A 25,551-nucleotide genomic window follows, 5' to 3' on the forward strand; every position below is an offset into this window, starting at 1 on the left:
CTGTTTTAAGTATGACGCCATCGGCCCCGGTATTCGTACTTAATTAATGAATTCGAATTCATTGGAACTGAGCAAAACCCGCGCATATTCCTTCCACGCCGTGACCGGCTCGCCTTGAATCGTGTAGCCGGGCTTCTCGGGAGTGGTTTTGACGAAGGCTTCGCCCAGCGTCAGTTCCTTCTCTGTAGGCTGCCTGCCGAAGAGGATCATGTACATCTGCTTGATCCTTGTTTCGTCCGTGGGCTGCGAGTAGACGCGATCCGAGAGCTTCCCAGCCTGGCTGTAAACGAAGGCATCGTTCATGAAATAGAGGCGCTGCAGAGGCACATTGCTGCTGAAGCGCTGGTCCGCGGAGAATCCGGGATTCGGAAAATCGAAGACCTCCAGATACTGGCTCAGACGGAAGCGGCTTACCTTGCAGAAGACCGTCCGGCGATCGTTCTCCGGGCCGAAGTCCGTCGATGGACCCGAGACATCCTTCAAATTTAAATCGCCGGATGCAAAGAGAACCGAGTCGCGCAGCGTTTCCGCATCCATGCGCTGGCGGTTGAAGTGCGAGTAGAAGCGGTTGGCCGCATCCTTCTCATGCGCCTCGGGCGATTCTTCATCGGACATCTGATAGACGGAGGAGAGCATGATCTCCCGCTGCAATTTCTTCAGCGACAAACCTTGCTTCTGGAATTCGGCGCTGAGATATTCGAGCATCTCGGGGTTCGATGGAGGATCGCCACGTACGCCGAAGTCGTCCGGAGTATTTACGATGCCGGAGCCGAAGTGCCACTTCCATACGCGGTTCACGATGACCCGCGTGAAGATCGGGCTCTGAATAAGATCGTTGGCGAACTCCAGACGGCCGCTGCCTTCGTTGAAAGGCTTCGCGTCCGGAGTGCTCAGGACGGCGAGAAATTTACGTGGAACGGGATCGCCGAGTGAGTGAGGGTTGCCGCGCAGATTGAGCTTCACGTCTTCGGGCTTGGGCACATCGGCGATGCCGTTGACGAAGGGATATTTGGGAATCGCCTTCTTGGCATCATCGATCTGGCGATCGAGCTCGGTCAGATAATCCTGCATGGACGTGCCCAACCTGCGCTTCAGCTCCCATCCGCGAAAGACAAACACAGCAGACTTCGGCATATCGCCATCGGCGCGGCGAGCGCGAAAGAGATCCTCAAAGAGCGCGCCATCATCCGAAGGGAGGGATTTGATCTCAAGCGCACAGCCTGGGCAGAATTGATCGAAGGTATCGAACTTATCCGGCGTCGTATCGATATAGCGGGATCGATCTTCCGATCCGGCCTTGATGCGAATCTCCTCATTCGCCTTCTCGATCTCCTTGTCCGCAAAATTCACGCGAAGAACGATCTTTTGAAAAACGTCGCCGAGAGCTTTGGCCTGATCCTCGGAACCGCCGGTGGCGATCATCGCCTTCCAGTCCTTGAGATAGGGATACTTCACATCGGACTTCAGATAGTCGACCCAGCGATCGAGAAGCTGCGGATCGAGATTCGACTTATCCGCCGCCTGCTCGACCGTCAACTTCGGCTTGCCTGCGACCTGCCACGCACCGACCATGTACTTCGAAGTCTGGAAAGCCAGCGAGTCGGCCAACGACCGGCCGGCGAATTTGTTGAACTCATCGCGCTCGGTAGCCAGATCGACATAGTGCTTCACCTTGAGGTGATAGGCATCGACTTCAGGCGGCGAGACCACCGGGTACTCCGTGAAGTGAGAGTTGGCGAAGAGGCCAACCATGGAGTAATAGTCCTTCTGCGAGATGGGATCGTACTTATGGTTATGGCAGCGGGCGCAGCCGACGGTCAGCCCCATCAGTCCGCGGGAGACGGCATCGACGCGTTCCGCGCGCTCATCGGCACGGCCCTGCACCGGTTCGGCCTGATCCCATATCCAGGGGCCATCGCCGATATAGGCCGTCGCAGCAATGTCATCATGCCATGCATCGCCCTTCGCGTTCTTTGCGAGGAAGTCGCCAGCGAGCTGCATGCGCACAAACTGATCGTATGGCACATCGGCATTGATGGCCTTGATGACCCAATCGCGATAAACGAAGGCGCCCTCGAACGGCATGTAGCCTCGGCCCTTGGGATCGAGGCCGCGCACATCGTCATCGGCGTAGCGGGCAATATCGAGCCAGTGGCGTCCCCAGCGTTCGCCGTAACGAGGCGAAGCGAGAAGACGATCGACGACCTTAGCAAAGGCATCGGGTGATTTGTCTTTCTCAAATGCCTCTACTTCTTCAGGAGTCGGAGGAAGACCGGTGAGATCGAAAGTTGCGCGACGGATGAGAGTACGGCGGTCAGCCTGCGGTGCGGGCTTCAAACCTTCAGCTTCCAATTTAGCCAGCACAAACTTATCGATTGGCGTCTTCGCCCAATGTGCATCCTTCAGCTTTGGTTCTTCAGGCGCGTGAATCGGCTGAAAAGACCAGAAGGCACGCTGCTGCGGAGTTATAGTTTCTTTCGCGGGAGTGACCTTTGCCGTGACAGCCGGCCAGGGCGCGCCTATCTTGACCCAGTCGCTCAGAGTTTGCACTTCCGCGGAGGTAAGCTTGCCTCCCTGCGGCATCTTCAACTTTCCGGTTTGGGAGACGGCCACAATCATCAGGCTCTTCGAAGGATCTCCCGGAACCACCGCCGTTCCGGACTTTCCACCCTTTAGCAAGCCTTCGCGAGAATCGATGTGCAGGCCGGCGGCTGCGCCGTCTGTGTGGCAGGAGTAGCAGTTGTTGGCCAGGATGGGCCGGACTCTATTTTCGAAGTAGTCGCTGCCGCCAGCCTCCGTTGCCGAAGCCAGACTTGGAGCAGCATGCTCAGGCTGTGCGGCAGTATCGGCTGGCCACACAGCGCCCGCCTTGATCCATGCCTTAATATCGGCAATCTCTTCGTCGCTGAGCTTTGCGCTGCCTTTCGGCATCTTCAGATCGCCCGTCTGCTCGATAGCCTCAACCAGCAGGCTGGTCGAAGGATCTCCGGGCACAATGGCCGCGCCGGAGTTGCCACCATTCACCAACGCGTCGCGAGAATCGATGCGCAAACCTCCGGCCATCGCATCGGTGTGGCACTTGCCGCAGCGCGCAGTAAGAACCGATTGGACTCTGGTCTTGAAAAATTCCGGAGTAGACGGGGCAGGCGTCGCAGCAGGAGCCGCATCTTGCGCGGCAAAGACGCTCACACCTACCGGCGCAGCGACCGCAGCAGTCAAGATCATCGAAGGAAGAAGTGCAGCAAGCAGTCTCATTGCATTCAGCTCTAAAAGTGGCTTATGGTTGACAACTTATGCCGTACGAAAGCTCTTCAACGTAGCTCTGCAGCTCAATAAACTCTTTGGTGTGACGCCGCTCCAGATAGGGCAGGTCGGAGCGCTGCAGATGCATATCGGCAATCACGTTCGTCTTTCCACCCATCATTTCCGAATAAGCTCCGAGCACAATCAGGCGCGTACCTAGAAACAGTGCTTCGGCGACATTGTGCGTTACAAAAACCATCGTCGGCCGCTGCTCTCGCCAAATATCGAGCACCAGCTCCTGCAAACTGATGCGCGTTGAGGGATCGAGCGCACTGAATGCCTCGTCCATCAGCATCACCGAAGGCTTCATGATCAGCGCCTGCGCAATCGCGACGCGCTGTTGCATGCCACCGGACATCTTATGGGGATATTTGTTTGCATCTGCAGCGCGCAGCCCCATGCGCAATAGTTGTTGCGTGGCCTCAGTCTTTAGTTCTTTGCGATAGGCATGGAAACCGGGATGAAGCCACGGCATCAGCGGATACTTCGCCGTGCGCGGCCCGAACATCACGTTCTGCAGCGCAGTGCGATTTGGGAAGAGCGAATACTTCTGCGGAACATAGCCGCAGCGTGCGTCGATCTGCTTCACCGGCTTGCCTGAAACCTGGATGCTGCCGAAAGACGGCGGCTCTTCGCCGAGAATCAACCGCAGCAGCGTGCTCTTGCCGCATCCCGTTTCACCCAGCACGACGACAAACTCGCCCGCTTCAATCTCCAGGTTAACTGCCGAGAGGACCGTTCGCGTCTCACCCTTCTCGCTCCGATAGGTCTTCGAGACGCCCTTGAGGCCGATCTCGCACCGTCGCTTCCGGGCAATCGGCAATTCCTCCTGCATGAGAGCTGCGGCTAGAGCCACGGGTGCAGCCTCCGATTCAGGAATCGTAACAGCGTATCGAGACCGAAAAGCAGCAGAGCCACCCAGAGCAGGTAGGGGATGATAATGTCCATGCCCATGTGGCGGCGCATGATCGCGATTCGGTAAGCCAGTCCATCGGTCGATGCGATCATCTCGCCCGCGAAGAGAAACAGCGCGAGCGGCTTCAGGCTCAAGCGCACGCTGTTGATCACGTTGGGAAGGATCTGGGGGAAGACCACGCGATACGCAACATCGAGATTGCTGCACTTGAGCGTGAAGGCTTTCACAATCTGCTCGCGAGGCACGGCGCGCGTGATCTGACAGGTATCGAGGATCAGCGTAGGCGCCACGCCGATGACCATCAGCATGATCTTCGACCACTCATCGATCCCAAAGACAATAAATAGAATTGGCAGCAGCGAAAGCGCAACGATTTTGTCGAAGAACAGCACATAGCGCAGAAAGAAGGCGCCGAAGTAGGGGAAGATCCCCATGTGCAAGCCCAGCAGAATAGCCGGAACCAGCAAAGCCATCGCGATGAAGAAGCGCGAGCCGCTGGCCACGGTGTCTTTCCAGATCATGCTGTGGCGAATCTGCTGCCAGCGCGTCGCGCCGGGATCGAGATCGTCATCTTCCTCGGCAGGATGAAAGACCGACGACTGTATTCCCTGCACCAGTTGCTTCGCCGAAGGAACGATCCGGTCTTCGCTGTTCTCCCGATGACGAACCGAGGAGAAGTGAGCATAAAGAGCGATGCTGGCCAGGAAAAGCACCCAGGAAAGTATCTGCGTCGCGCTGCGCTTGGGGCGCGCCTGAATGTCGACCAGGTTCCTGGGATCGAGGACCGAGGTCGCCATGGCTATAGCTTTCCCTGCCCCGCGAGATGCATGTAGCTCGAATCGAAGCGGAAGCGGACACGATCTTTCTTGCCTTGAATTGAGCCATCGGGATAGAGGATGGCTACATCATCCACCGATTGCGTGCCCTCGCCGAGAAGATTGTGATGGAAGCAGAACTGCCGCACCAGATCCATCTTCTGCTTGAACGCTGCGCTGTCGTTGAAGTCTGTAGCAGCCTTGGGCGTATAGAAGAGATGCGTAGTTTTGAGCTGCTCGCTATAGGAGGCAGGCGTGTCCCCTGAGGCCGCCGCGCTTTCGTTCAATGCCCGCTCATGCCCGGGTCCCGTGCCCGACATCTGCGCCATAGCCTCGTACCAGGCGCCGGTAACAGCCTTGGCGAACTTCACCCCGGAGCCATCCTGCCGGTGCAGCACCTCGGTGCGCACCATCAGCAGGTCCATGATCTCGCCCGGAATTTTCGAGGAATCGAAGATGTTGGCCACACCTTTGTCCTGATCCAGAATTTGTGAAACGAGAGGCTTCCAGGTGACAACAACTTGATTGGAATGATTGCCCAGGAAAGCGCCGGCAATATCCGAATCCGACGTGTTCACCAGCTTAAGCCGTGAAGCCTCGTCCTGCAATCCATTTAGTACCAGCGCCCGCTCCAGCAGGTACTCCGAAACTGTTTTCTGCACCAGCATCACGTGCTTGCCGGAGAGCTGATTCAGCTTCAGCCCGCTCCGGGTCAGGACGGCATCGTTGCCATCCGAATAGTCGCCCAGGATGATGGCCGTGGAGTCGACGCCCGACGCTGCAGGCATATCCAGCGCCTCCATATTGGTCATGGTGCAGGCGTCTATATTTTTCGCGACGAAGGCGTCGAGCGAGGCAGCGTAGTCGAACCGCTGCACTTCAATCTGAATGCCGTACTTGTCCGCCCAGCGCCTGAGGATGCCGGACTTGGCCATGTAGAAGAACGGATTCCAGCCGGCATACACCGACCAGCCGATCACGAACTTCGGCGCACTCGCTGCAAATGAATTTTGAGTCAACGAACAGAATAAGATGGAGCAAATTACGGCAAGACGCAGCCAGCACGCAGCCGCACTCTTTTGAGGCAATCTCCAGGGTGTCATGAATTCCTCCACGATAGGTCGAAAGGCGCGTTCGTCAAAACGACCTCCTGATTTTCTTATGTGGGGTATAAAACACGACGCAGAACGCGATTGCCCGAGATCTACAGAAACCACTCTGGGATCGGGCGAAATGGTTCTTGTTTATTTGCGCGATAAATGTTTCTAATTATCGAAAGTTAGAAGCAATGGATTTACGTCGCCGCCGGTAGAAGTCAAACCTGCCCGATAGTTTGGGGCTCATGTTAAATATTGAGTTGCGTTTGACTCCTTTACGGCAAGGCTTCCATGCACATCCCGATATCCCGCGGACTCCTAACGCGTTCTCTTGTGCTCGCTTCTCTGCTCGTGCCTCTTTCCAATTCGCAATTGTCCGCCGTCGCTCAAACATCTGACGCGGCACCGAAGGCGACTGGCGTTGCTACGCCTAGCGTCCGCCGCGAGATGGCCAATTTACACATTGACGCAACGCTGCACCTCCCTTTGAATCCAGACTGGTTTACAACCACCGACGACGCCATCTGGGTCACCAGCTCGCGATCGAATGTGGTCACCCAGATTGTGGCCGCGACCAATCAGACTGGGCTCAGCATTTCGGTTCAGCGGCCATGCTCGGGCCTCGCCGTGGGCTTCGACAGTCTCTGGATTCCAAGTTGCGGCTCGCATAATCTGGTGCGCGCCGATCCTAAAACCGGCAAGGTCCTCGCTGAGATCGCCGCGGTTCCAGCCCAATCCGAGGGCGGCATCACTACCGGAGCCGGCAGCGTATGGCTCGTCACCGACAAAGCAGGAATACTCTCGCGCATCGATCCGTCGACAAACAAAGTTGCCGCCACAATCACCATCCCTTCCGGTTCTTACAATCCGCTCTTTGCCGATGGCTACGTTTGGGTCACCTCGAACGAACATAGCGAGCTAATTCAAGTGGACCCGGTGACAAACAGCGTGGTCACATCCATCCCCACTGGTAAGAATCCACGCTTCCTCACCTTTGGAGAAGGATCGATCTGGACCCTCAACCAGGGCGACGGTACGATCTCGCGAATCGATACGCGGACCGCAAAGAACATCGCGAATATCGAAGCCGGAATTCCAGGCGAGGGCGGCGAAATCACTTTCGGATTTCACTCCGCATGGGCTACGCTCTTCGGCTTCCCCATCACGCGCGTCGATGCGGCAACAAATAAAGTCATCGAGCAATGGGTAGGCGACGGCGGAGATAGCATTCGCGCGGCTCACGGCTCCGTCTGGCTCACCAACTACAAGACCGGTGCAGTGGTGCGATTCGCTCCGGAGCAAAAGTAGCGGCGTGGCCTCCGGAAATCCGCGTGGTAAGCTAATCGACAATGCGCAACAAGACCGTCCAACAGCAGGTGGCGCGAAGAGTCATACTCCGTATGACTCACATGGACGTGTGCTGCGGCCCGCCGCGCTAGACTTCGCCCCTTATCTCTTCCTGTTCATCTTTTTCGTCACCTCGTGGTGTCGGCGATTTGTGTTTCTCACGCGCCAAACCGCAGAGTAGGAGCACTTATGGATACCTCCATTCTTTGGAGCGAAGTTATTCCAGGCGCAGGCACGTGGTCGCATGTTTTGAAGCGCGGAACGGCGCTGCGGCTCACCGATCTTGAAGGTGGCGCGAATGCCGGCGCTTACTTCCTGAACGCCGATCTCTTTGCCGAGCGCTTCAATCTACCCGACACGCTTAAAGCGCAGCACACCGCCAAACTTACCGCCGGGCATGTCCTCATGTCCGACATGGGCCGCATTCTCTGCTCCATTCCCGAGGATTCACTTGGCTGGCATGATCCGCTCTCCGGCTGCTCCAATGCCGCATCTGTCGAGAACAAGTATGGCAGGGCAGATTATCAGGAGTGCCGGAACGGCTGGCATCAGAATGCATTCGATGGATTTCTCATTGAGTTAGCAAAATATGGCTTAGGGCCGCGCGACTTCCAGGCTATCGTCAATTTCTTCAGCAAGGTTGCTGTTGCGGATGATGGATCGATGCAATACCAGGCGCAGCACTCGACGCCCGGAAGCTATGTTGAGCTCCGCGCAGAAATGAACACGCTGGTCATTCTCAACACCTGCCAGCATCCACTCGATCCGAGCACGACTTACAGTCCCAAGCCGGTAGAAATAACCATCAAACACGTTCCGGCGCCCTCACCGGATGACGTGTGTTTTATCTCCTGCCCTGAAAACATGCGCGCTTACACCCTCACCCGGCGTTACTTTCTCTAGAGAGAGAGAGGCATTGAACATGACAAACATCAATCTGGTTCTCAGCTCACTCGATCCCAGAGATGCAGCACACAACTTCATCGTCAAGGCCGGCGATCCGTTCGTCCAGGAGATTAAGCAGGGGCAGTATGTCCGCATTGTCGACCTGATGGGAAATCAGGCCGTCGATACGCTTTTCTACAACGCACAGGATTACTCCGACCGATACAGCGCGCAGGATACGATTCGCAATCAGCGCAATATCTATCTGACCACCGGCACGCAGCTCATTTCCAATCATGGCCACGCGTTGCTCACCATCGTCGCCGATACCTGCGGCCGCCATGACACGCTCGGCGGAGCATGTGCGACCGAAAGCAACATGGTGCGCTACGACATTGGCAAACGTTACATGCACGCGTGCCGCAATTCTTTCCTCAAAGGCGCATTGGCTTGGGGGCACGGACTCGATAAACGCGATCTCACGAGCAACATCAACTTCTTCATGAATGTGCCCGTAACTCCCGACGGTAAGTTGACCTTCGAAGACGGCATCTCCGATGCGAAAAAGTATGTCGAGATGCGCAGCGAGATGGATACGCTCATGGTGATCAGTAACTGCCCACAGCTGAATAATCCCTGCAATGGATACAATCCGACACCTGTACAAATTCTCATCTGGAATTAAACGCTCGCGACAAACTACCGCAGCTCGACCACGAACCACCAAGGACACAGATGTTTTCGAAATTACTGATCGCCAATCGCGGCGCGATTGCCTGCCGCATCATTCGCACTTTGCGGAAGATGAATATTCCGTCGGTCGCTGTTTATTCGGAAGCAGACGCACATTCATTGCATGTCCTGCAAGCCGATGAAGCGGTGCTTCTCGGCGAAGCTCCCGCCGCGCAAAGCTATCTTGCAATCGATAAGGTTCTCGCCGCGGCCAAGCAAACAGGTGCGGACGCCATTCATCCCGGCTACGGCTTTCTCAGCGAAAATGTAGGCTTCGCGCGGGCATGCGAACGCAATGGTATTACGTTCATCGGGCCCAGGCCCGAGCATATCGAAGCGTTCGCGCTAAAACATACCGCCCGCGCACTCGCTGAGCGCGCCGAGGTCCCGATCCTGCCCGGCAGCGGTGTGCTCTCCAGCCTGCAAGAAGCGCTGGATAGGGCAGAAGCGCTCGGATTTCCTGTCATGCTGAAGAGTTCGGGCGGAGGAGGCGGCATTGGCATGCGCGTTTGTCATAGCGCCGGCGAATTACGCGAGGCCTGGGAACCGGCACTGCGGCTAAGCCAAAATAACTTCGGAGACAGCGGCCTCTATATCGAAAAATTTGTCGCGCGCGCTCGTCATCTTGAAGTTCAGATCTTTGGCGATGGCAAAGGTGGGGTCATCGCGTTGGGTGAGCGGGATTGCTCGGCGCAAAGACGTCACCAGAAAGTTTTAGAGGAGACGCCCGCGCCTGAACTCGCCTCGGATATTCGCCAGGCTATGCTGGATGCAGCGATTTTGCTGGGCAAAACAGTAAGCTACGCGAACGCCGGAACCGTCGAATTTATCTATGACGAGGACACAAAACATTTCTACTTTCTCGAAGTGAATACTCGCCTCCAGGTCGAACACGGAGTCACCGAACAAGTCACCGGCATCGACTTAGTCGAGTGGATGGTAAGACAGGCTGCAGGAGATTTGGAGAGCATCACCACACATCCGGTCACGCCGCAAGGCGCATCTATCGAAGCGCGCTTATATGCCGAAGATCCATTCAAAAACTTTCAGCCTACGCCCGGCTTGCTCTCGCATGTCGCGTTTCCGGAAAATTCCGCGCGCATTGAAACATGGGTCTCTTCCGGATCACTAGTAACCCCGTTTTACGATCCTATGGTTGCAAAAATCATCGTTACCGGGGGCGACCGTGCAGACGCCGTAAGAAAGATGCAGGAGGCTTTGGCTTCAACCATTCTCTCTGGAACTGAGACGAACCTTGCCTACCTCCGAGAGGTCACTAAGTCACAGGAATTTATAGAGGGCACGATCACCACAAGCTTTCTCGGTGACTATCAGTTCCATCGACATGCGTTCGAGATTCTTGAAAGCGGCCCGCAGATGACGATCCAGGATTATCCCGGACGCCTCGGCTATTGGCACGTCGGCGTCCCCCCGTCGGGTCCGATGGATGCACTTGCCTTCCGCATCGGCAATCGCCTGGTCTGCAATTCTGATGATGCCGCTGCGATTGAGATGACCACGATCGGCGGCCGCATCCGCTTTAACACCGATGCTGTCATCGCCATCACCGGCGCGGATATGAATGCAAAACTCGACGGCGCCCCGATTCCGTCATGGCAGGCGATTGAGACCGGCGCAAACAGTATTCTTCACTTAGGAGCGGTCCGCGGTCCGGGGGCGCGCAGCTATCTCTCCATTCGCGGTGGAGTTGATGTGCCGCAGTACATGGGAAGCCGCGGCACCTTCATGCTTGGACGATTTGGTGGACATGCCGGGCGCGCGCTTTCCCCGGGCGATGTGATTTACGTCGGTAAATCTCGGAGTGAAGGCCTGCCAGTCGCATTGCCTGAAGAATCGATGCCTCGCTACGACAAACACTGGACACTAGGCGTACTCTTCGGTCCGCACACCTCGCCCGATTTCTTTACGGAAGAAGACATTGAGATGCTTTTCTCCACCGACTGGAGAGTGCATTATCAGAGCGACCGCACGGGAGTTCGCCTGATCGGGCCAAAACCCGTGTGGGCACGTTTGGATGGCGGCGAAGCCGGCTTGCATCCATCCAATATTCACGACAATGCCTATGCTGTCGGCACAATCGATTTCACCGGGGACATGCCCATCTTGCTTGGCCCCGATGGACCAAGCCTCGGCGGATTCGTCTGTCCCGCCACCGTAGTGCAAGCAGAGTTATGGAAGTTAGGCCAGTTGAAAGCAGGCGATCTTGTCCGGTTCCAACGGCTCTCGCTCGCCGATGCCGAACGCCTGGAGGCGGAGCAGGAGCAATTTCTTACCTCGCTTACCGGGACGCTTCCGCAGCTTCCACGGGAGTCGAAACCCGAGCCTTCCGTCCTGAGACGTGCAGAGCGAAAACCTTCATTCACCTGTCGCGCTGACGGGGACAAATACTTACTAGTGGAGTTAGGTGAGAACCACCTCGATCTTACCCTTCGTTTTCGCGTCCACTTACTTGAACAATCGTTGCGAAAGGCGAATCTTCCGGGAATTATCGACATAACTCCCGGCGTGCGCTCCCTGCACATTCACTATGACAATCGCAAGTTGCCTCGCGAGGAATTGCTGGAGGCGCTGGACTCCTTCGATCGCAGCACGCCGGCAATCGCTGATATTACGGTCCCTTCGCGCATCGTACATTTGCCGCTCTCATGGGACGATCCAGCCGCGCGGCTGGCGCAGACGAAGTACATGCAGGCGGTCCGCCCGGATGCACCATGGTGTCCGAGCAATATCGAATTTATCCGCCGCATTAACGGACTCAACTCCATCGAAGATGTCTATAAGACGGTGTTCGATGCAAGCTATCTCGTCCTCGGACTAGGCGATGTCTATCTTGGTGCTCCTCTGGCTACTCCGATTGATCCGCGCCACCGGCTGGTGACAACCAAATACAATCCCGCTCGCACATGGACTCCCGAAAATGCGGTCGGTATCGGTGGCGCATATCTCTGCATCTATGGCATGGAAGGTCCCGGAGGCTATCAGCTGGTCGGACGAACGATCCAGGTCTGGAACACCTATCAGACAACGCCCGTCTTTCTCCCGGGATCGCCATGGTCGCTGCGCTTCTTCGATCAGATTCGTTTTTATCCCGTTTCAGGCGAAGAGTTGCTCGACGCTCGCAGTAACTTTCCCTACGGGAAGTTCGACATCAAGATACAAGACACCGACTTTAACCTGCTCCGCTACCAGTCATTCCTCGATTCGATTCAAACGGAGACCGAAGCCTTTCGCAAGATTCAGAAGCAGGCGTTCAACGAAGAGCGCGAGCGCTGGAAGTTGCTCAAGCCCGTAGTTGTCGAAGAATTCGAAGAGATGCCGGAAAGCGACCAAACCACTCTCGTGCCAGAGGGATGCGAAGCCGTGTATGCGCCAACCACCGCGAGTGTATTTCAGGTTGCGGTGGAGGTCGGCCAACCGGTTCGAGCGGGCGATAAGGTGATCGTGCTCGATGCCATGAAGACCGAACTCGTGGTAACTGCAACGGTGGCAGGCACGATTGAGCAGATCCTCTGCAAACCCGGAAGCCTGGTCAATGCCGGCCAGCAGCTTCTGTTGATTCGAACCAACTAAGAAAGGCCCGCATGGATATCTCGACGCTGCAATCTCTTTATCGCGATTCAAAGCTGCATCCTGTCGCACTCGTGGAAGAGATATACGACCGCATCGAAGCTGACGGCTTGCATCCGGTCTGGATATCGCTGGTTCCGAAGACTGAGAATCTTGCACGCGCGCAGGAGCTCGCGTCCGCGGGAAGCGTAGACACTCTTCCGCTCTTCGGTATGCCCTTCGCGGTCAAGGACAACATCGACGTTGCAGGTCTGCCTACTACCGCCGGGTGCCCTGCCTATGCTTACCAGCCCGTAACGACGGCTACAGCAGTTCAACGGCTGCTCGATGCCGGCGCAATCCTCATTGGCAAAACAAATCTTGATCAGTTCGCAACCGGGCTTGTCGGTACACGCTCTCCGCACGGTGCATGCTCGAGCGTCTTCAACCCTCTATATATTTCCGGCGGATCAAGTTCGGGATCCGCTGTCGCTGTCGCCAAGGGATTAGTTTCATTCTCCCTGGGCACGGACACAGCAGGGTCAGGCCGGGTGCCTGCCGCGTTCAATCAGATCGTCGGCCTTAAACCCACGCGAGGTGCGCTCAGCACTACGGGCGTTGTTCCCGCGTGCCGCACGCTCGATTGCGTTTCTATCTTTGCGGAAACCTGTGCTGATGCGGCGAAGGTATTTTCGACCGCACAGGCCTTCGATGCGGTTGATTCCTATTCCCGCGATTCGAAGACGATGTCGCCGCGCGCCTGGGATATAACTTCATTCCGCTTCGGAGTGCCGCGGCCTGAGCAGCTTGAGTTCTTCGGCGATTCGGATTCCGCGATATCGTTTGCAAAGTCTATTCAATCGCTCGAGACGCTGGGAGGCACGAAAGTTGAAATCGACTTCGCGCCTTTCCGCGCTGCAGCCAACCTACTATATTCCGGAGCCTGGGTTGCGGAACGCCTGGCCGCGATTGGAAGCTTTCTTTCTGATCATGCGTCAGAGATAGACCCAACCGTTTACAAGATCATTGCGGGGGCAGAGCGCTTCACTGCCGTCGATGCGTTTCAGGCCACATACAAGCTTGAAGAGCTGCGCCGCGTCACAGCGAAAGTCTGGGATGTCATCGATCTGCTCTTGTTACCCACAGTCCCGCGCACTTATACGATCGCGGAAGTGCAGGCTGCGCCCATCGAGACGAACACCAATCTCGGCTATTACACTAACTTCGTCAATCTGCTCGATCTTGCGGCTGTCGCTGCTCCCGCTGGATTGAAATCAAGTGGACTTCCCTTCGGTGTATCCCTCATCGCACCTGCATTCAGTGAGGCTTCGCTTCTTCTAACGGCCGACAGCCTGCATCGCAAACTAACCGCCACGATCTCGGCGTCAGCCCGTAAGCTTTCCGAGACGCCGGCGCTCGAAGCGCAGAAACGTCCTCCAGAAACAATGCCCATCGCCGTTGTGGGAGCCCACCTTACCGGGCAGCCACTCAACTGGCAGCTGACAGAACGGCACGGCAAGCTGCTCGCGACGACTAAAACATCGCGGGAATATCGATTGTATGCGCTGCCGAACAGCACTCCGGCCAAGCCGGGCCTGCTATACGAACCCGGATTCGAAGGTCCCGGCATCGAGGTCGAAGTATGGGCGCTTCCGATAGAGACAGTAGGCAGCTTTCTTGCCATGATTCCACCACCCCTCGCGATTGGAAGCCTACGTCTCGAAAGTGGAGAGATTGTAAAAGGATTTCTATGCGAGCCAGCTGGATTGGCCGGCGCCAAAGAGATCACGCATCTGCGAGGGTGGCGGAATTACATCAGCCAGTTATAAAAGCATGTATTTCTAAATGCGCGAGTGGAAGCGGCTGATGGCGCCCCGGGCTCGTCTATAAATGCTTTTCAGCTTCCCGGGTGATACTCACGCTCGACGTGGCCTTTCAGATCGGCTGGGTAGAAGTAGACGTCGCGCAGATTGCCGGTGCTGTAGCGCTGCGCTTCGTCATCGAAATGGGTAGATGAGGGACGCCCGCTCTCGCCTCCTGCCGTAACTGCTCTCGCGCGCACTTTGGGTCCGAACTCGACGACAGCAACAAAGCTGTTACCGCTGGTTCCATACCACTTTTTTGTTCCGGGATAAGGACGCGCGCCGAAGGATGCCAGCGAGCCCCAGAGTGACGATGTAAATCCGACGGGAATACTCGGAACCGCATCGTTAAAGGGTTGAACGATGTCTCCGTTGATGCGTTGGAATCGATTGATCTCGCCCCACGGCGTCTTCCATCTGCCAAAGTCGGAATCGAGCCTATCGATGGCCTTAGAGAGTGACAAGAGCAACTGGTTTGCCGGCATGCGCGTTGCGATGTATTCCTCTGCCGACATGCCCGCCTTCTTTGCGTCGCCGGCGGCAAAGCCGCGAATGTCCTCACCCCAGAAGACAGCAAGAGATGTAGGAACCGAGTCGACGCCCCAGCGGAAGTTCCACGCCCGCAACACTTCAATTGGAGCGGCGAGCTTCGCCTTCAGCGGATCGGATGCCGGAGCTTCATCCCATGCCTTGAGGAGCGCCGGAATCGGCTTCTCGAACCATGGCAGGTAGCTGTCATAAGCGGCAGCGATCAGCGAGTCCAGAGTGAAATCTTTCTTGTCTTGCAGCACTCGAACGGCGTGCAGACCACGCGCCGTTTCCGTGCCGGTTTCTACATACGCTGGATAGTCTTCTTTGCGCAGGCTGCTCGTGCCCGACCCGGACCACGGCCAGTTATTGCTGTTGTAGAGCCAGCCGCTCTTAGGATTCAGCAGATGCGGCGATTCTTCAACCGTTAGCAATCCCTTCCAGTCCGTTTCGGGATTGCTGCCGTCGACGGGCTTTGTGAAATCGAAGCGCGTGTCCCGGCGTGGAATGAAGTTGCCGTGAAAGTAGGCGATATCGCCGTCGGAATCCGCGAATACCGTGTTGTTCGACGAGTTAGCCTGAATCTCCATCGTCTTCCGGTAAGACTTATAGTCGGTTGCTTTGGTGCGCAGAGAGGACTGGGTCAGCGCTTTGATAGGCAGATTCATGAGCTCGATGCTGACCCATTTGCCATTCTCTTCGCGAATGACCGGACCATGATGCGTTCGATAGACCGTGAACTTCTTCTCCGCCATGCCATGGTCTGTCTTATAGGGAACCGTAATCTCCGTCGCGATAACCGGACGCTCTTCACTGCCGTACTTATAAGAGAATCCATCGCCTTTTTTCACGACGGATTCGAGATATTCATCGACGGCATCGACGCCGCTCGACGTGTGCATCCATCCGATACGATCATTGAATCCCTGATAGACGAAGAACTGGCCCCAGGTGACCGCGCCATAGGCGTGCAAGCCTTCTTCGCTGGTCATCTCGAGCTCCGAACGAAAGAAGAAAGAGGTGTGAGGATTGATGAGTAGCAGCGCGTGGTGCCTTAAAGTATTCGAAGGTGCGATGGCCATGCCGTTCGAGCCGGTGGGCTCGTCGGGTTCGCTGTCGTGAACGAAGGCTAATTGTTCCGTCTGCGCCGCGCTTGCATAAGCTTCGATAATTGGCGGCTTGCTGTAGAACGCCTCTAATTGTTTTAGATTGACGCGCTCGATGTCGCCGCCGATGCTGCCTTCAGTGAAAGATAGGGCCATCCACGGCTCAAAATGCTGGATAACTTTCGGCTTTACTTCGGGATGTTTATAGAGATAGAAATTCAATCCATCGGCAAAGGAGTTCATCAATGCTTTGAGCCACTCTGGGCTGGCCGCGTAATCCTTTTTGAGCACCACCGGATCGATGAACAGCTTCATGCGTAGATCCTGGTAGATTGCCGCTTCGCCTTCGGCCTCCGCGATCCGCCCCATCGCATTGAGATAATTCGTCTCGATGCGATTGAAATCGTCCTCGGCTTGCGCGTATTCCATGCCGAAGACCGCATCGGCATCTGACCTGCCGGAGATATGCGCGATGCCCCAATCGTCGCGGACAATGGTCACCCGTGCCGCCTCCTGCTCCCAACGCGTAATTTCTGCATTCGTGCTTGCATGCAGCAGCGGAATCGAGAGCGTGAAGAAGAGAGCGAGTCTTGCTGCGGTCCGGCCCTTAGGCATGATCAGGTTGTCTCCAGAAAAAATATGAGGGTGGTTCGATGAGGATCGGATTCAGTCCGATCAGTTTACCGTCATGACAGAAAAAGCTCGCTCCGGATTTCGCTTAGTTGCGGAGCGATGGCGTACCTCTTACATCTGCGGCAGCGGATATAAGCTGACCCTGCCCTCATCCAGGATCGCCATCCAGCGGCCGTCCGGAGAGAGTTCGCCTGCGCTCATGTAAGGCGTTCCCCGCTGTTCGAAAAGAAATTTCCGCGCATCCGGCTCAGCCACCACGAAGAAATTCGCGATGATGCAATCGGTGCAGCCGCCCAACGCATACATCTCCATTCCAAACCGGCTCCCGTGCTCTGCAATGCCCGCAATCTTCCGGGGATAAAGTTCGCCGATGGAGGGAAGCTGAATACGCGATCCATTGGGAGTAACGATCAGCATCTGCGCGTTGTGAAAAAAATTCTTGTCCTCGCGGGTAATGATCAGGTGCGTTGCGTCGAGAAAGCCGATGGGCTGCAGCGATACCGGCTTCCCGGTCTCGCGATACGACCAGGGCGCGCCATCGGGCTCCAGAAACTTCGCATCCGGTGTCTGCACATCGATCTTCGTGCAGGAGTAAGGAGACTTGTCGGCGCAGCTGCTCCCCGCAATCCGCTCGTCGCCTGCCACCCAATCCGGAATCGCCCTGACTTCATCCGACGAATCGAGCGAGATGGTGTCGAGCAGACGCAGAGGGCCGGCCGTGTAGAACTCATATTTTCTGCCGTCGCTGGTGAGCAGAGGAATGGTGCGCCGGCGTGGAGTTGACCACAGACCTTTCGGAGTGGAGTCCAATTCGCCGGAGTCCGCCATCTGCAGCTTCTCATTCAGCAGCTCGAGCTTGTTGCCATCGCGCATGACAACGGTATGATCGGGGCCGGGAAATATGGCCAGGTCTTCGGTCAACGGCCAATCGTGGCTCGCGACCTTGATACCGGTGGTGGTATCGAAGACCAGGCCGCGCAGCATCGGCATTTCTTCCGCCGCGTGAAAAGTGCAGGGGGCGATGGTGGTGAACGCAACGAACAGGTGAGTCGCATCGAGCCAGAACAAGCGCGTGCCTGCCGTGTGCTGATGAAGGCACAGTGCGGGACCGCCTCCACCGAATAGGCTTTTCGGAATTCCGAATCTATCAAGATAGATGACCAGCGGCTTGCCGGTTTTCTCCGCATGGAGCGCCGATGAAGCGAATACGAACCCCGAGAGCAGCGTCAGCACTGCACACAGGCGAATCCAGCGGTGATTTCGGAGCATCATCGAAACCAGTATAGGAGGTCGGCGCCGAGCGCTGAACAACACTCAGCTTCATAGCCCTGGAGTGACATCTGTCACCTCCGATTGGTGACACACCCCACTGGGTTGGGCGGCTGATTGCGACGATTCTGTAATTGCCCGATCGGCTTCGCAGCGCGCCCTCTCCCGCGAAGAGCATCGGCAGGAGACCCACCATGTCCGCAACCGCATTTGCTTCCGGCCTTCAGCAGGAGCCGCTCACACCGCCCTTCAAAGCTCGTCGAGGCGAGGTCATCGCCCGGCTGCACTCCGTCACCAAACGCTACGGCCAGACTACGGCGCTCGAAGACCTGAACCTCAGCCTCCATCCCGGCGAAGTGGTTGCGCTGCTAGGGCCGAACGGCGCGGGCAAAACCACGGCGGTCCGTCTTCTGCTGGGGCTCACCGCGCCGACCAGCGGCAGCGTGCGCGTGATGGGACGCGATCCCCGCGATGCGGAAGCGCGCACCAGCATCGGCGCCATGCTGCAGGTCACGCGCATTCCGGAGACGCTGAAGGTCCGCGAGCATATCGATCTCTTCCGCAGCTACTACCCGGCTCCGCTCTCCGCGGCAGAGATTGTTCACATCGCTCGCATCGAAGGCCTCGAGGACCGCTTGTTCGGCAAGCTCTCCGGCGGGCAAAAGCAGCGCGTACTCTTCGGACTGGCGCTGGCCGGCAATCCCGATCTCGTCTTTCTCGATGAGCCGACTGTGGGTATGGACATCGAATCGCGCCGCGCATTGTGGGACCAGATACGCCTGCTCTCCGCGCAGGGCAAGACAGTTTTGCTCACCACGCACTATCTCGAAGAGGCCGACATGCTGGCCAGCCGCATCGTCGTCATCAACAAAGGCAGCATCATCGCGGAGGGCACACCCGCCGAGATCAAGCACCGCGTCGCCGGTCGGCGCATCCGCTGCATCACGCAGCTCGATGCGGCATTGCTGCTCCGCCTGCCTTCCGTCGTCAGCGTCGAGCGCGACCGCGAGGCCGTGTTGATCACCGCCGCTGAAGCCGAGCGCGTGGTGCGCGAGATGCTGCGCCTTGATGAGACGCTGCATGGGCTTGAAATCTCGGCGCCGGGACTCGAAGACGCCTTCTTAGCTCTCACTGGCTCGGACGCGGAAAAGAATTGACGGGTGCCCCACATCTCGCGTTTGAGATGTGGGATCGAGAACACCGCAACCAAACGAATTTGTAACTGAGGAGGATCTTATGGCCACCGCCGCCGTCATCGCTGCACCCGCCCCGAAGCTGGGCTTTGCCTACTACGCCAATGTGCTTGGCAAAGAAACGCGCTACGAATTTCTTCGCATGCTGCGCCTGCGCGTCTTCTCGCTTTCCGTCGTTGGCTTCCCGGTGATGTTCTATATGCTCTTTGGAACCATCAACAGCCATACCGAATATGCGCGTTATCTGCTGGCCAGCTACAGCTGCTTCGGCATGGTCGGCGCATCGCTCTTCGGACTCGGCGCGGGCATTGCGATGGAGCGCATGCAAGGCTGGCTGGAGTTGAAGCAGGCCAGCCCCATGCCGCGCTTCGCCTATCTGGCGGCCAAGACCATCTCCTGCGCCGCCTTCGCCATGGTCATCGTCTGCCTGCTCACCGTCATCGGCCTCACCCTGGGCGGGGTACACATGACGGCCGTCGAGTTTCTCAAGCTTGCCGGCATCACGCTGGCTGGAGCCATTCCCTTCGCCAGCATGGGACTGCTGCTCTCCTTCCTCATGCCGCCGACCGCAGGCCCCGGCATCATCAACCTCATCTATCTGCCCATGTCCTTCGCTTCCGGTCTGTGGATGCCCATCAACATCCTTCCCCGCTGGATGCAGCACGCCGCTCCGGCGCTGCCCACCTACCATTATGGTCAACTGGCTCTCAACATCTTCGGATATGCTCAGCCAGGTACTTCGATGTCCACTCATTGGGAGGCTCTGGTAGGCTTTACATGCCTGATGCTGGGCGCGGCGTGGCTTCTCTTCACTCGCAGCGAGGCCAAGGCGTAAAGCGCTTCTGTGCCAGGCTCAACACGGCCACCCCTCGAAAGATGGCCGTTCGTTCCAGCCGCACGATAGCTAGAGATGCTTCGATCATGAGAGCTAAGACACAAGCCGCAGGCCTCGGACTACCCAGGAAATGCCGTTCGTTTGACTGGTGGGATTTCGTCTGGCTCTTCTACTCCGTTTTTTTCTTTATCGAGCCGGTCTACCGCCACGACACGCGCTACTGGCTGCAGTTCGGCGGCGTCTATACCCTTTTTCTAGCAATTTACACGGGCGTCATCGTCCTCCACTCGCGCCGCATTCAATACCTCCTACTCGCCGCGCTGGAACTGCTTTCGATCTACTACTACCCGCATAACCAGGGCGCCAGCGGGATGTTCATTTACGTCTGCGCCTTTGTCCCCTTCGTCACGGAATCTCTCGCCATCTCGGTTTCGACCATCGTGTTCACCTGCGCCACGGTCCTGATTGAGTCCTTTATCCTGCACGTTTCGACTCTGACCTGGGCTTTCCCCGTCGGATTCAGCATCGTTGTTGGCTGCACCAACATCTTCATGGCGCAGCGAGTCAGGGCCAACGCCCGTCTGCAGATGGCGCAGGAAGAGATCGAGCAGTTGGCCAAGCTCGCCGAGCGCGAACGCATCGCACGCGACCTGCATGATGTGCTGGGACACACGCTCTCCGTCATCGTGCTCAAGTCTGAGCTGGCGGGACGGCTTTTCTCGCGCAATCCCGAGCGCGCCGCAGCCGAGATCGCCGATGTGGAGCACATCGCGCGTACGGCTCTGACAGAAGTACGTGAAGCCATCCGCGGCTATCGCACCGAAGGGTTGGCGGCGGAGATTCAGCGCGCTCACGGTGTGCTCGATGCCGCTGGCGTAACGTTGGTCTGCGAAGAAACTCCGCTCGCGCTCACACCCGCAGAAGAAAGCGTGCTCTCACTGGTGTTGCGCGAGGCGGTGACCAACATCGTGCGCCATGCGCAGGCCAGCCATTGCAACGTGCGCTTCGAAGAAAAGGATGGCCAGACGCTCTTAGTCGTCGAAGACGACGGACGCGGCGGGGTGAGGGAAGACGGCAACGGCATCCGCGGGATGCGTGAGCGCATCGAGGCGCTGGGCGGCCATTTTGCCGTGGATGCGCCGAATAAAGCCGGCACACGCCTCACCATTCAGATCCCTGCCACGCAAGTTCCCATTGGAGCCACGCAGCTGCACTCCGCATAACCTATGCCTCAATCGATTCGCGTCATCGTTGCTGAAGATCAGGCCATGGTGCTGGGCGCACTTGCAGCCTTGCTCGAAACCGAGCCTGACATCTCCGTGTGCGACAGGGCCGCCAACGGCCGCCAAGCGCTCACCTCTGTCGCCAAGCACAAGCCGGATGTGCTGGTCACCGATATCGAGATGCCGGAAATGACCGGGCTCACTCTGGCCGCCGAAGTACGCGACCGCTATCCTCAGACCCGCGTGGTGATCCTTACCACCTTCGCGCGACCCGGATACCTGCGCCGCGCGCTCGATGCCGGAGCCAAGGGCTATCTTCTGAAGGACCGTCCGGCTGCGGAGCTTGCCGACGCCGTGCGGCGCGTCCATCAAGGCCTGCGCGTCGTCGATCCCGACCTCGCCGCCGAAGCCTGGGACAGCGGCCCCGATCCGCTCACCGAGCGCGAGCGACAAATTCTGTGGCGGGCGGGAGAGGGCAAATCCAGCCTCGACATCGCAGGCGAGCTGCACCTCTCCGAAGGGACGGTGCGCAACTATCTATCGGAAGCCATCAGCAAGCTGAGAGCGGCGAATCGCGTCGACGCGGCGCGGATCGCACGCTCCAAAGGCTGGCTGTAAGATCCTGGCCACCGGAATTGGTACGCCGCATCGATTTGAGAAGTGGTGAGGCATTCGCTCCAGGAAACGTCGTCAATCGTTCCGAAGGATATCGATGGACGGATGGCAATACATCATTTATTCATAAATCCTGCATAGAGTTTCCACTCGGGGGAAAGAACGAATGGCCATCGAACTAGCTCAACTTGACGCATTGCAGCAAGCTTACAAAGCCGCGGTCGACGAATGGGTCGCCGCCATCCGCCAGGAAGAAGCTTTGGCTTCGGTCAACCATACTGTCGCGGAAGTCGACGAGTGGGAGAACGCAGGTTTTCGCGAAGAAGAGGCGAGAAAGAAAGCCAAGGCCGCCAAGCAGGCCTACGAAGACATCCTGCGCGAAGAGTTCTTCAACTTCTAAGCCACACCGGCCACTGATAACGGCGACTGATAACGGCAGGCAGCCCCAACCTGCCCGGATGTTCTCGCTAAGCTATCGCGAAAAGGCAACTCGTACCCGTACGTAGCCGTTGGCTTTACTTCTCACATTCCCTCGCCAGTGAAGGGATTCACCTCGTTGGCCTTGGCCGCTGTGGGATCGGCTTGTTTGATCGCCGTCTCGGCGACCTCGCGTGACGCGGCTCCTGCCGACTCGCCCATTCCTGCGGAGAAGACACGCAGCGGATCGCCGGGAAGCATGCCGTGTTCCGCCAGAGCGATGCGGATGCGCCGCTGCGTCTCACGCATGGCCGCCCATTGCTGATTGGCCTTGGTGCGCAGCTGCACTGGATAAATCACCTGCGATCCTTTGATCGCGTCCACACCCAGCAGTGTGGGATCGGCGAGAAACACATCCTTATAGGCGGGGTCGTTGCGGACCCCCATCGCCACCTTCGTCAACAGCGCCATCACCTCATCGGGATTGGCCGAGAAGTCGACCGACACGTTGATTGTCGCCACCGAGTAGTCGCGAGTCAGGTTGGCCACGGTCGTGATCTGCGAATTGGGAATCACGTAGAGCGTGCCGTCGCCGTCGCGGACCTGAGTTTTGCGCAGCGACATGGCCTCGACCGTCCCGGAAAGCCCCGCCAGACGGACCACGTCGCCGATGTTGTACTGGTCTTCCATCAGAATCAGCATGCCGTTCAGGCAATCCTTCACGATGGTCTGCGCGGCCAGGCCCAGCGCCACGCCGGCAACGCCAGCCGAGGCCAGCAGCGGCTCCAGTTTGAAGCCGAGAAGTGGAAGGATTTCGAGCGCGGCCAGGAAGAAGATGACGCCGATGCCGGTCGCCCGGATCACCGAAGTCAGGGTCCGCACCTGCGACAGGTGCCCGGCGCTGCCCGAATGGCGCTCGGCCACGCGGACCACGCGGTTAGTGATCAGCTTCAGCACTCTCGCCAGCAGCCATGCCCCCACAGCCGTCACCACGATCTTCGGCAGCACGCTGCGGACGAACTCCCGCAGGTCGGTAATCCACTCCGTATTCAGGGAATCGAAAAAACCATGAGGGGAGAGCCAAAGCAGCACTTGCGTAACCTGATTCATCACGGCATTATCCATCCTGTTCCTATAATCATCGCAGGCAATTCCGATCAATTGCTCAGCAGGAAAATTCCGATTGACGGGGCAGCCCAATTGGAGACCCAATGCAAATCAAAGTAGCCGATCCGACTCTCGTTCTTGCCATCCTCCTGGCCGCTTTTGCCGCTGCATTCGTCTCCCCTCCGGCGGAAGCGCAATATCTCCAGCAGCTCCCCAACCAGCCGGCCCCGCAAGTGCACCCCGTCGTGCCCGGTGGCGCGTCGCAATCGGGCACGACGGGGATCGATGACGATCCTATGGCTCACCACATGGCGACGCAGCTCGCCAAGAGCCGGAACGCCCAGCGTCAGCAACAACTGGTCAGCGATACGGCAAAGTTACTGGAGCTGGCCAACGAGCTGAAAACCGAGGTCGATAAAAGCGGAAAAGATACCCTCTCCCTGGCCGTCGTGAAAAAGGCCGAGGAGATCGAAAAACTCGCCAAGTCGGTCCGAGATAAGATGCGCGACGCGCAATAGGCTATACCCCCGCGGTCTATGGAATAAGACCGCGCGATGGGGTGTCCCTCCGGCAGCCATCGTCGCCTAACTGAAGTTTCCGGGAACCGCCGTGAATTATGCGCTTCTCCGCGACTTTGGGCCTAGGGTGGCGTTTTAGAATGTAAGACAGCAAGTCAACGCTGCCGCAGGAGCCCTCCCCATGCCGCAACTGCCGTCTGTTACTCGCCGGGCCTTTATGAAGGGAGGCGCGATGGCCGTGGTCGGCGCATCGGCCATTCCTTCGTTCCTTACCCGCAGTGTCCTCGCTCAGGCGACCACCGCCCAGGCTCAGGGCAAGAAGCTGGTCGTCATCTTCCAGCGCGGAGCCGCCGACGGTCTCAGCATTGTGGTGCCTTACCGCGAGAAGTCCTATTACGATCTGCGGCCCAGCATTAACATTCCGCAGAATCAGGTCATCGATCTGGACGGGTTTTTCGGCCTGCACCCGGCCATGCAGCCGCTCAAGCCGCTGTGGGATCAGGGTCATCTGGCCATGGTTCACGCCTGCGGCTCTCCCGACCCCAGCCGGTCGCACTTCGATGCCCAGGACTTCATGGAGTCCGGCACGCCCGGCTCGAAGATCACTCCCGATGGCTGGCTCAATCGCGCCCTGGCCGCCGAAGATGCCGCCAGGCGCACGCATAAGGATTCGGCCTTTCGCGCCGTCGCTCTCGGACCGCAGATTCCCCGCACCCTCCAGGGCAAGATTCCGGCGGTCGCCGTCGGCAACGTGCGGGATTTCTCCGTGGGCGGTCAAAATCCCGCAGCCACGCCCATCGCCTCCAGCTTCGAATCGATGTACGGCGACTCGGTCAACTCCGTTCTGCATGGGACCGGCGCCGAGACATTCGAGGCGGTGAAGATGCTGAAGGCAACCGATCCGGCCAAGTATGTGCCGGCGGCGGGAGCCAGCTATCCCGGCGGAGCCTTCGGCAACAGCATGAAGCAAATCGCCCAGCTGCTGAAGGCGAACCTGGGAGTCGAAGCCGCCTTCGCGGATATCGGCGGGTGGGATACGCACCAGAATCAGGGCAACGTCAACGGCCAGCTCGCCGGCCGGCTCAAGGAATTCAGCCAGTCGATCTCCGCCTTCTGGACCGACATGGGCGATCAGGCGGAAAGCATCACCCTGGTGACCATGTCCGAGTTCGGCCGCACCATTCAGCAGAATGGAACCGGCGGAACCGATCACGGCCATGCCAACGTGATGTTCGTCCTCGGCGGCTCAGTGCAGGGCGGGAAAGTCTACGGAAAATGGCCGGGGATGGAGAAGAGCCAGCTCTTCGAGGAGCGTGATTTGGCCATCACCACCGATTTCCGGCAGGTTCTTGGTGAAGCATCCTACAAAACGCTTGGGGCACAGAATCTGGAAGTTGTCTTCCCCGGAGCAGGCTTGCAAAACAGCCGCTTCCTGAATCTTCTTAAAGCATGACTTGAAGGCATCAAGGTAGTAACGGAATCTCTGCATTCCTTCAAGTGATGGATCAGGAAACGACATCTATCCTGCAGGGCAGGTGGAGCATTCGCCAGGAAGCTCTCTTCCACACAGGTCATTCTGAGCG

19 protein-coding genes are annotated in these 25,551 nt (G+C 57.8%); 12 read left to right on the forward strand and 7 right to left on the reverse strand.

Features of this window, described 5'->3' with window-relative positions; translation table 11 throughout:
- Positions 1-39 precede the first annotated feature (39 nt).
- From XX99_RS25760 to XX99_RS25775, 4 genes are read right to left on the reverse strand one after another with little or no spacing between them, the layout of a single operon-like run.
- Entirely contained in the window at positions 40-3,255 is a 3,216-nt protein-coding gene (locus XX99_RS25760) for a DUF1549 domain-containing protein (RefSeq protein ID WP_082125971.1), read from the reverse strand.
- A 22-nt stretch (positions 3,256-3,277) separates the two neighbouring features.
- Positions 3,278-4,159: an ABC transporter ATP-binding protein gene (locus tag XX99_RS25765; protein ID WP_231581622.1), complete on the reverse strand. Its 882-nt coding sequence runs from the start codon at positions 4,157-4,159 to the stop codon at positions 3,278-3,280.
- Positions 4,150-5,016 carry an ABC transporter permease gene (locus tag XX99_RS25770; RefSeq protein ID WP_050062265.1) on the reverse strand — a complete coding sequence of 289 codons (867 nt, stop codon included), beginning with the start codon at positions 5,014-5,016 and terminating at the stop codon, positions 4,150-4,152. Before XX99_RS25770 ends, XX99_RS25765 begins: the two co-directional genes overlap by 10 nt.
- Positions 5,017-5,018: 2 nt before the next feature.
- The gene (locus XX99_RS25775) at positions 5,019-6,137 is read right to left on the reverse strand and encodes a putative urea ABC transporter substrate-binding protein (protein ID WP_082125972.1); all 1,119 of its coding nucleotides are present in this window, start codon (positions 6,135-6,137) and stop codon (positions 5,019-5,021) included.
- A 441-nt stretch (positions 6,138-6,578) separates the two neighbouring features.
- On the opposite strand from XX99_RS25775, the gene XX99_RS25780 reads away from it, so the two are divergent.
- The 5 genes from XX99_RS25780 to atzF all read left to right on the forward strand — a co-directional run bounded on the left by XX99_RS25780 (position 6,579) and on the right by atzF (position 14,491).
- Positions 6,579-7,439 carry a Vgb family protein gene (locus tag XX99_RS25780; RefSeq protein WP_231581623.1) on the forward strand — a complete coding sequence of 287 codons (861 nt, stop codon included), beginning with the start codon at positions 6,579-6,581 and terminating at the stop codon, positions 7,437-7,439.
- Positions 7,440-7,667: 228 nt separating this feature from the next.
- On the forward strand, positions 7,668-8,381 hold the full coding sequence (locus XX99_RS25785) for an urea amidolyase associated protein UAAP1 (protein WP_050062267.1): 714 nt from the start codon (positions 7,668-7,670) through the stop codon (positions 8,379-8,381).
- 19 nt (positions 8,382-8,400) lie between these two features.
- A complete protein-coding gene (locus XX99_RS25790; protein WP_082125973.1) occupies positions 8,401-9,048 on the forward strand; it encodes an urea amidolyase associated protein UAAP2 in 648 nt (215 codons plus the stop codon).
- A gap of 50 nt (positions 9,049-9,098) precedes the next feature.
- The gene (uca, locus tag XX99_RS25795) at positions 9,099-12,686 is read left to right on the forward strand and encodes an urea carboxylase (RefSeq protein WP_050062268.1); all 3,588 of its coding nucleotides are present in this window, start codon (positions 9,099-9,101) and stop codon (positions 12,684-12,686) included.
- 11 nt (positions 12,687-12,697) lie between these two features.
- Positions 12,698-14,491 carry an allophanate hydrolase gene (gene atzF, locus XX99_RS25800; RefSeq protein ID WP_050062269.1) on the forward strand — a complete coding sequence of 598 codons (1,794 nt, stop codon included), beginning with the start codon at positions 12,698-12,700 and terminating at the stop codon, positions 14,489-14,491.
- 68 nt (positions 14,492-14,559) lie between these two features.
- On the opposite strand, the gene XX99_RS25805 is transcribed toward atzF, so the two are convergent.
- Together XX99_RS25805 and XX99_RS25810 are read right to left on the reverse strand one after the other, a co-directional pair.
- Positions 14,560-16,773: a penicillin acylase family protein gene (locus tag XX99_RS25805; RefSeq protein WP_050062270.1), complete on the reverse strand. Its 2,214-nt coding sequence runs from the start codon at positions 16,771-16,773 to the stop codon at positions 14,560-14,562.
- Positions 16,774-16,902: 129 nt separating this feature from the next.
- Entirely contained in the window at positions 16,903-18,024 is a 1,122-nt protein-coding gene (locus XX99_RS25810) for a hypothetical protein (RefSeq protein WP_050062271.1), read from the reverse strand.
- Between the two features lie 230 nt (positions 18,025-18,254).
- On the opposite strand from XX99_RS25810, the gene XX99_RS25815 reads away from it, so the two are divergent.
- From XX99_RS25815 to XX99_RS25835, 5 genes are all read left to right on the forward strand, one after another.
- A complete protein-coding gene (locus tag XX99_RS25815; RefSeq protein ID WP_082125974.1) occupies positions 18,255-19,217 on the forward strand; it encodes an ABC transporter ATP-binding protein in 963 nt (320 codons plus the stop codon).
- A 79-nt stretch (positions 19,218-19,296) separates the two neighbouring features.
- A complete protein-coding gene (locus XX99_RS25820) occupies positions 19,297-20,088 on the forward strand; it encodes an ABC transporter permease (protein WP_050062272.1) in 792 nt (263 codons plus the stop codon).
- Between the two features lie 86 nt (positions 20,089-20,174).
- On the forward strand, positions 20,175-21,311 hold the full coding sequence (locus XX99_RS25825) for a sensor histidine kinase (RefSeq protein WP_050062273.1): 1,137 nt from the start codon (positions 20,175-20,177) through the stop codon (positions 21,309-21,311).
- 3 nt (positions 21,312-21,314) lie between these two features.
- Entirely contained in the window at positions 21,315-21,929 is a 615-nt protein-coding gene (locus XX99_RS25830; protein ID WP_050062274.1) for a response regulator transcription factor, read from the forward strand.
- A gap of 163 nt (positions 21,930-22,092) precedes the next feature.
- Positions 22,093-22,326: a hypothetical protein gene (locus XX99_RS25835; protein WP_050062275.1), complete on the forward strand. Its 234-nt coding sequence runs from the start codon at positions 22,093-22,095 to the stop codon at positions 22,324-22,326.
- A 122-nt stretch (positions 22,327-22,448) separates the two neighbouring features.
- Here the strand turns inward: XX99_RS25835 and XX99_RS25840 are convergent, their stop codons facing one another.
- Positions 22,449-23,453, reverse strand: coding sequence for a mechanosensitive ion channel family protein (locus XX99_RS25840; protein ID WP_050062436.1), 1,005 nt, complete (start codon positions 23,451-23,453; stop codon positions 22,449-22,451).
- 101 nt (positions 23,454-23,554) lie between these two features.
- Here XX99_RS25840 and XX99_RS25845 point away from each other — a divergent pair, with 101 nt between their 5' ends.
- Together XX99_RS25845 and XX99_RS25850 are read left to right on the forward strand one after the other, a co-directional pair.
- Positions 23,555-23,968 (forward strand): hypothetical protein, encoded by a 414-nt coding sequence (locus XX99_RS25845; RefSeq protein ID WP_050062276.1) that lies wholly within the window; start codon positions 23,555-23,557, stop codon positions 23,966-23,968.
- Between the two features lie 181 nt (positions 23,969-24,149).
- On the forward strand, positions 24,150-25,421 hold the full coding sequence (locus XX99_RS25850; protein ID WP_231581624.1) for a DUF1501 domain-containing protein: 1,272 nt from the start codon (positions 24,150-24,152) through the stop codon (positions 25,419-25,421).
- The last annotated feature ends 130 nt before the right edge of the window (positions 25,422-25,551 follow it).

The sequence above is a fragment of the Silvibacterium bohemicum genome, assembly GCF_001006305.1.
In the GTDB taxonomy this organism is placed as follows: Bacteria; Acidobacteriota; Terriglobia; order Terriglobales; family Acidobacteriaceae; genus Silvibacterium; species Silvibacterium bohemicum.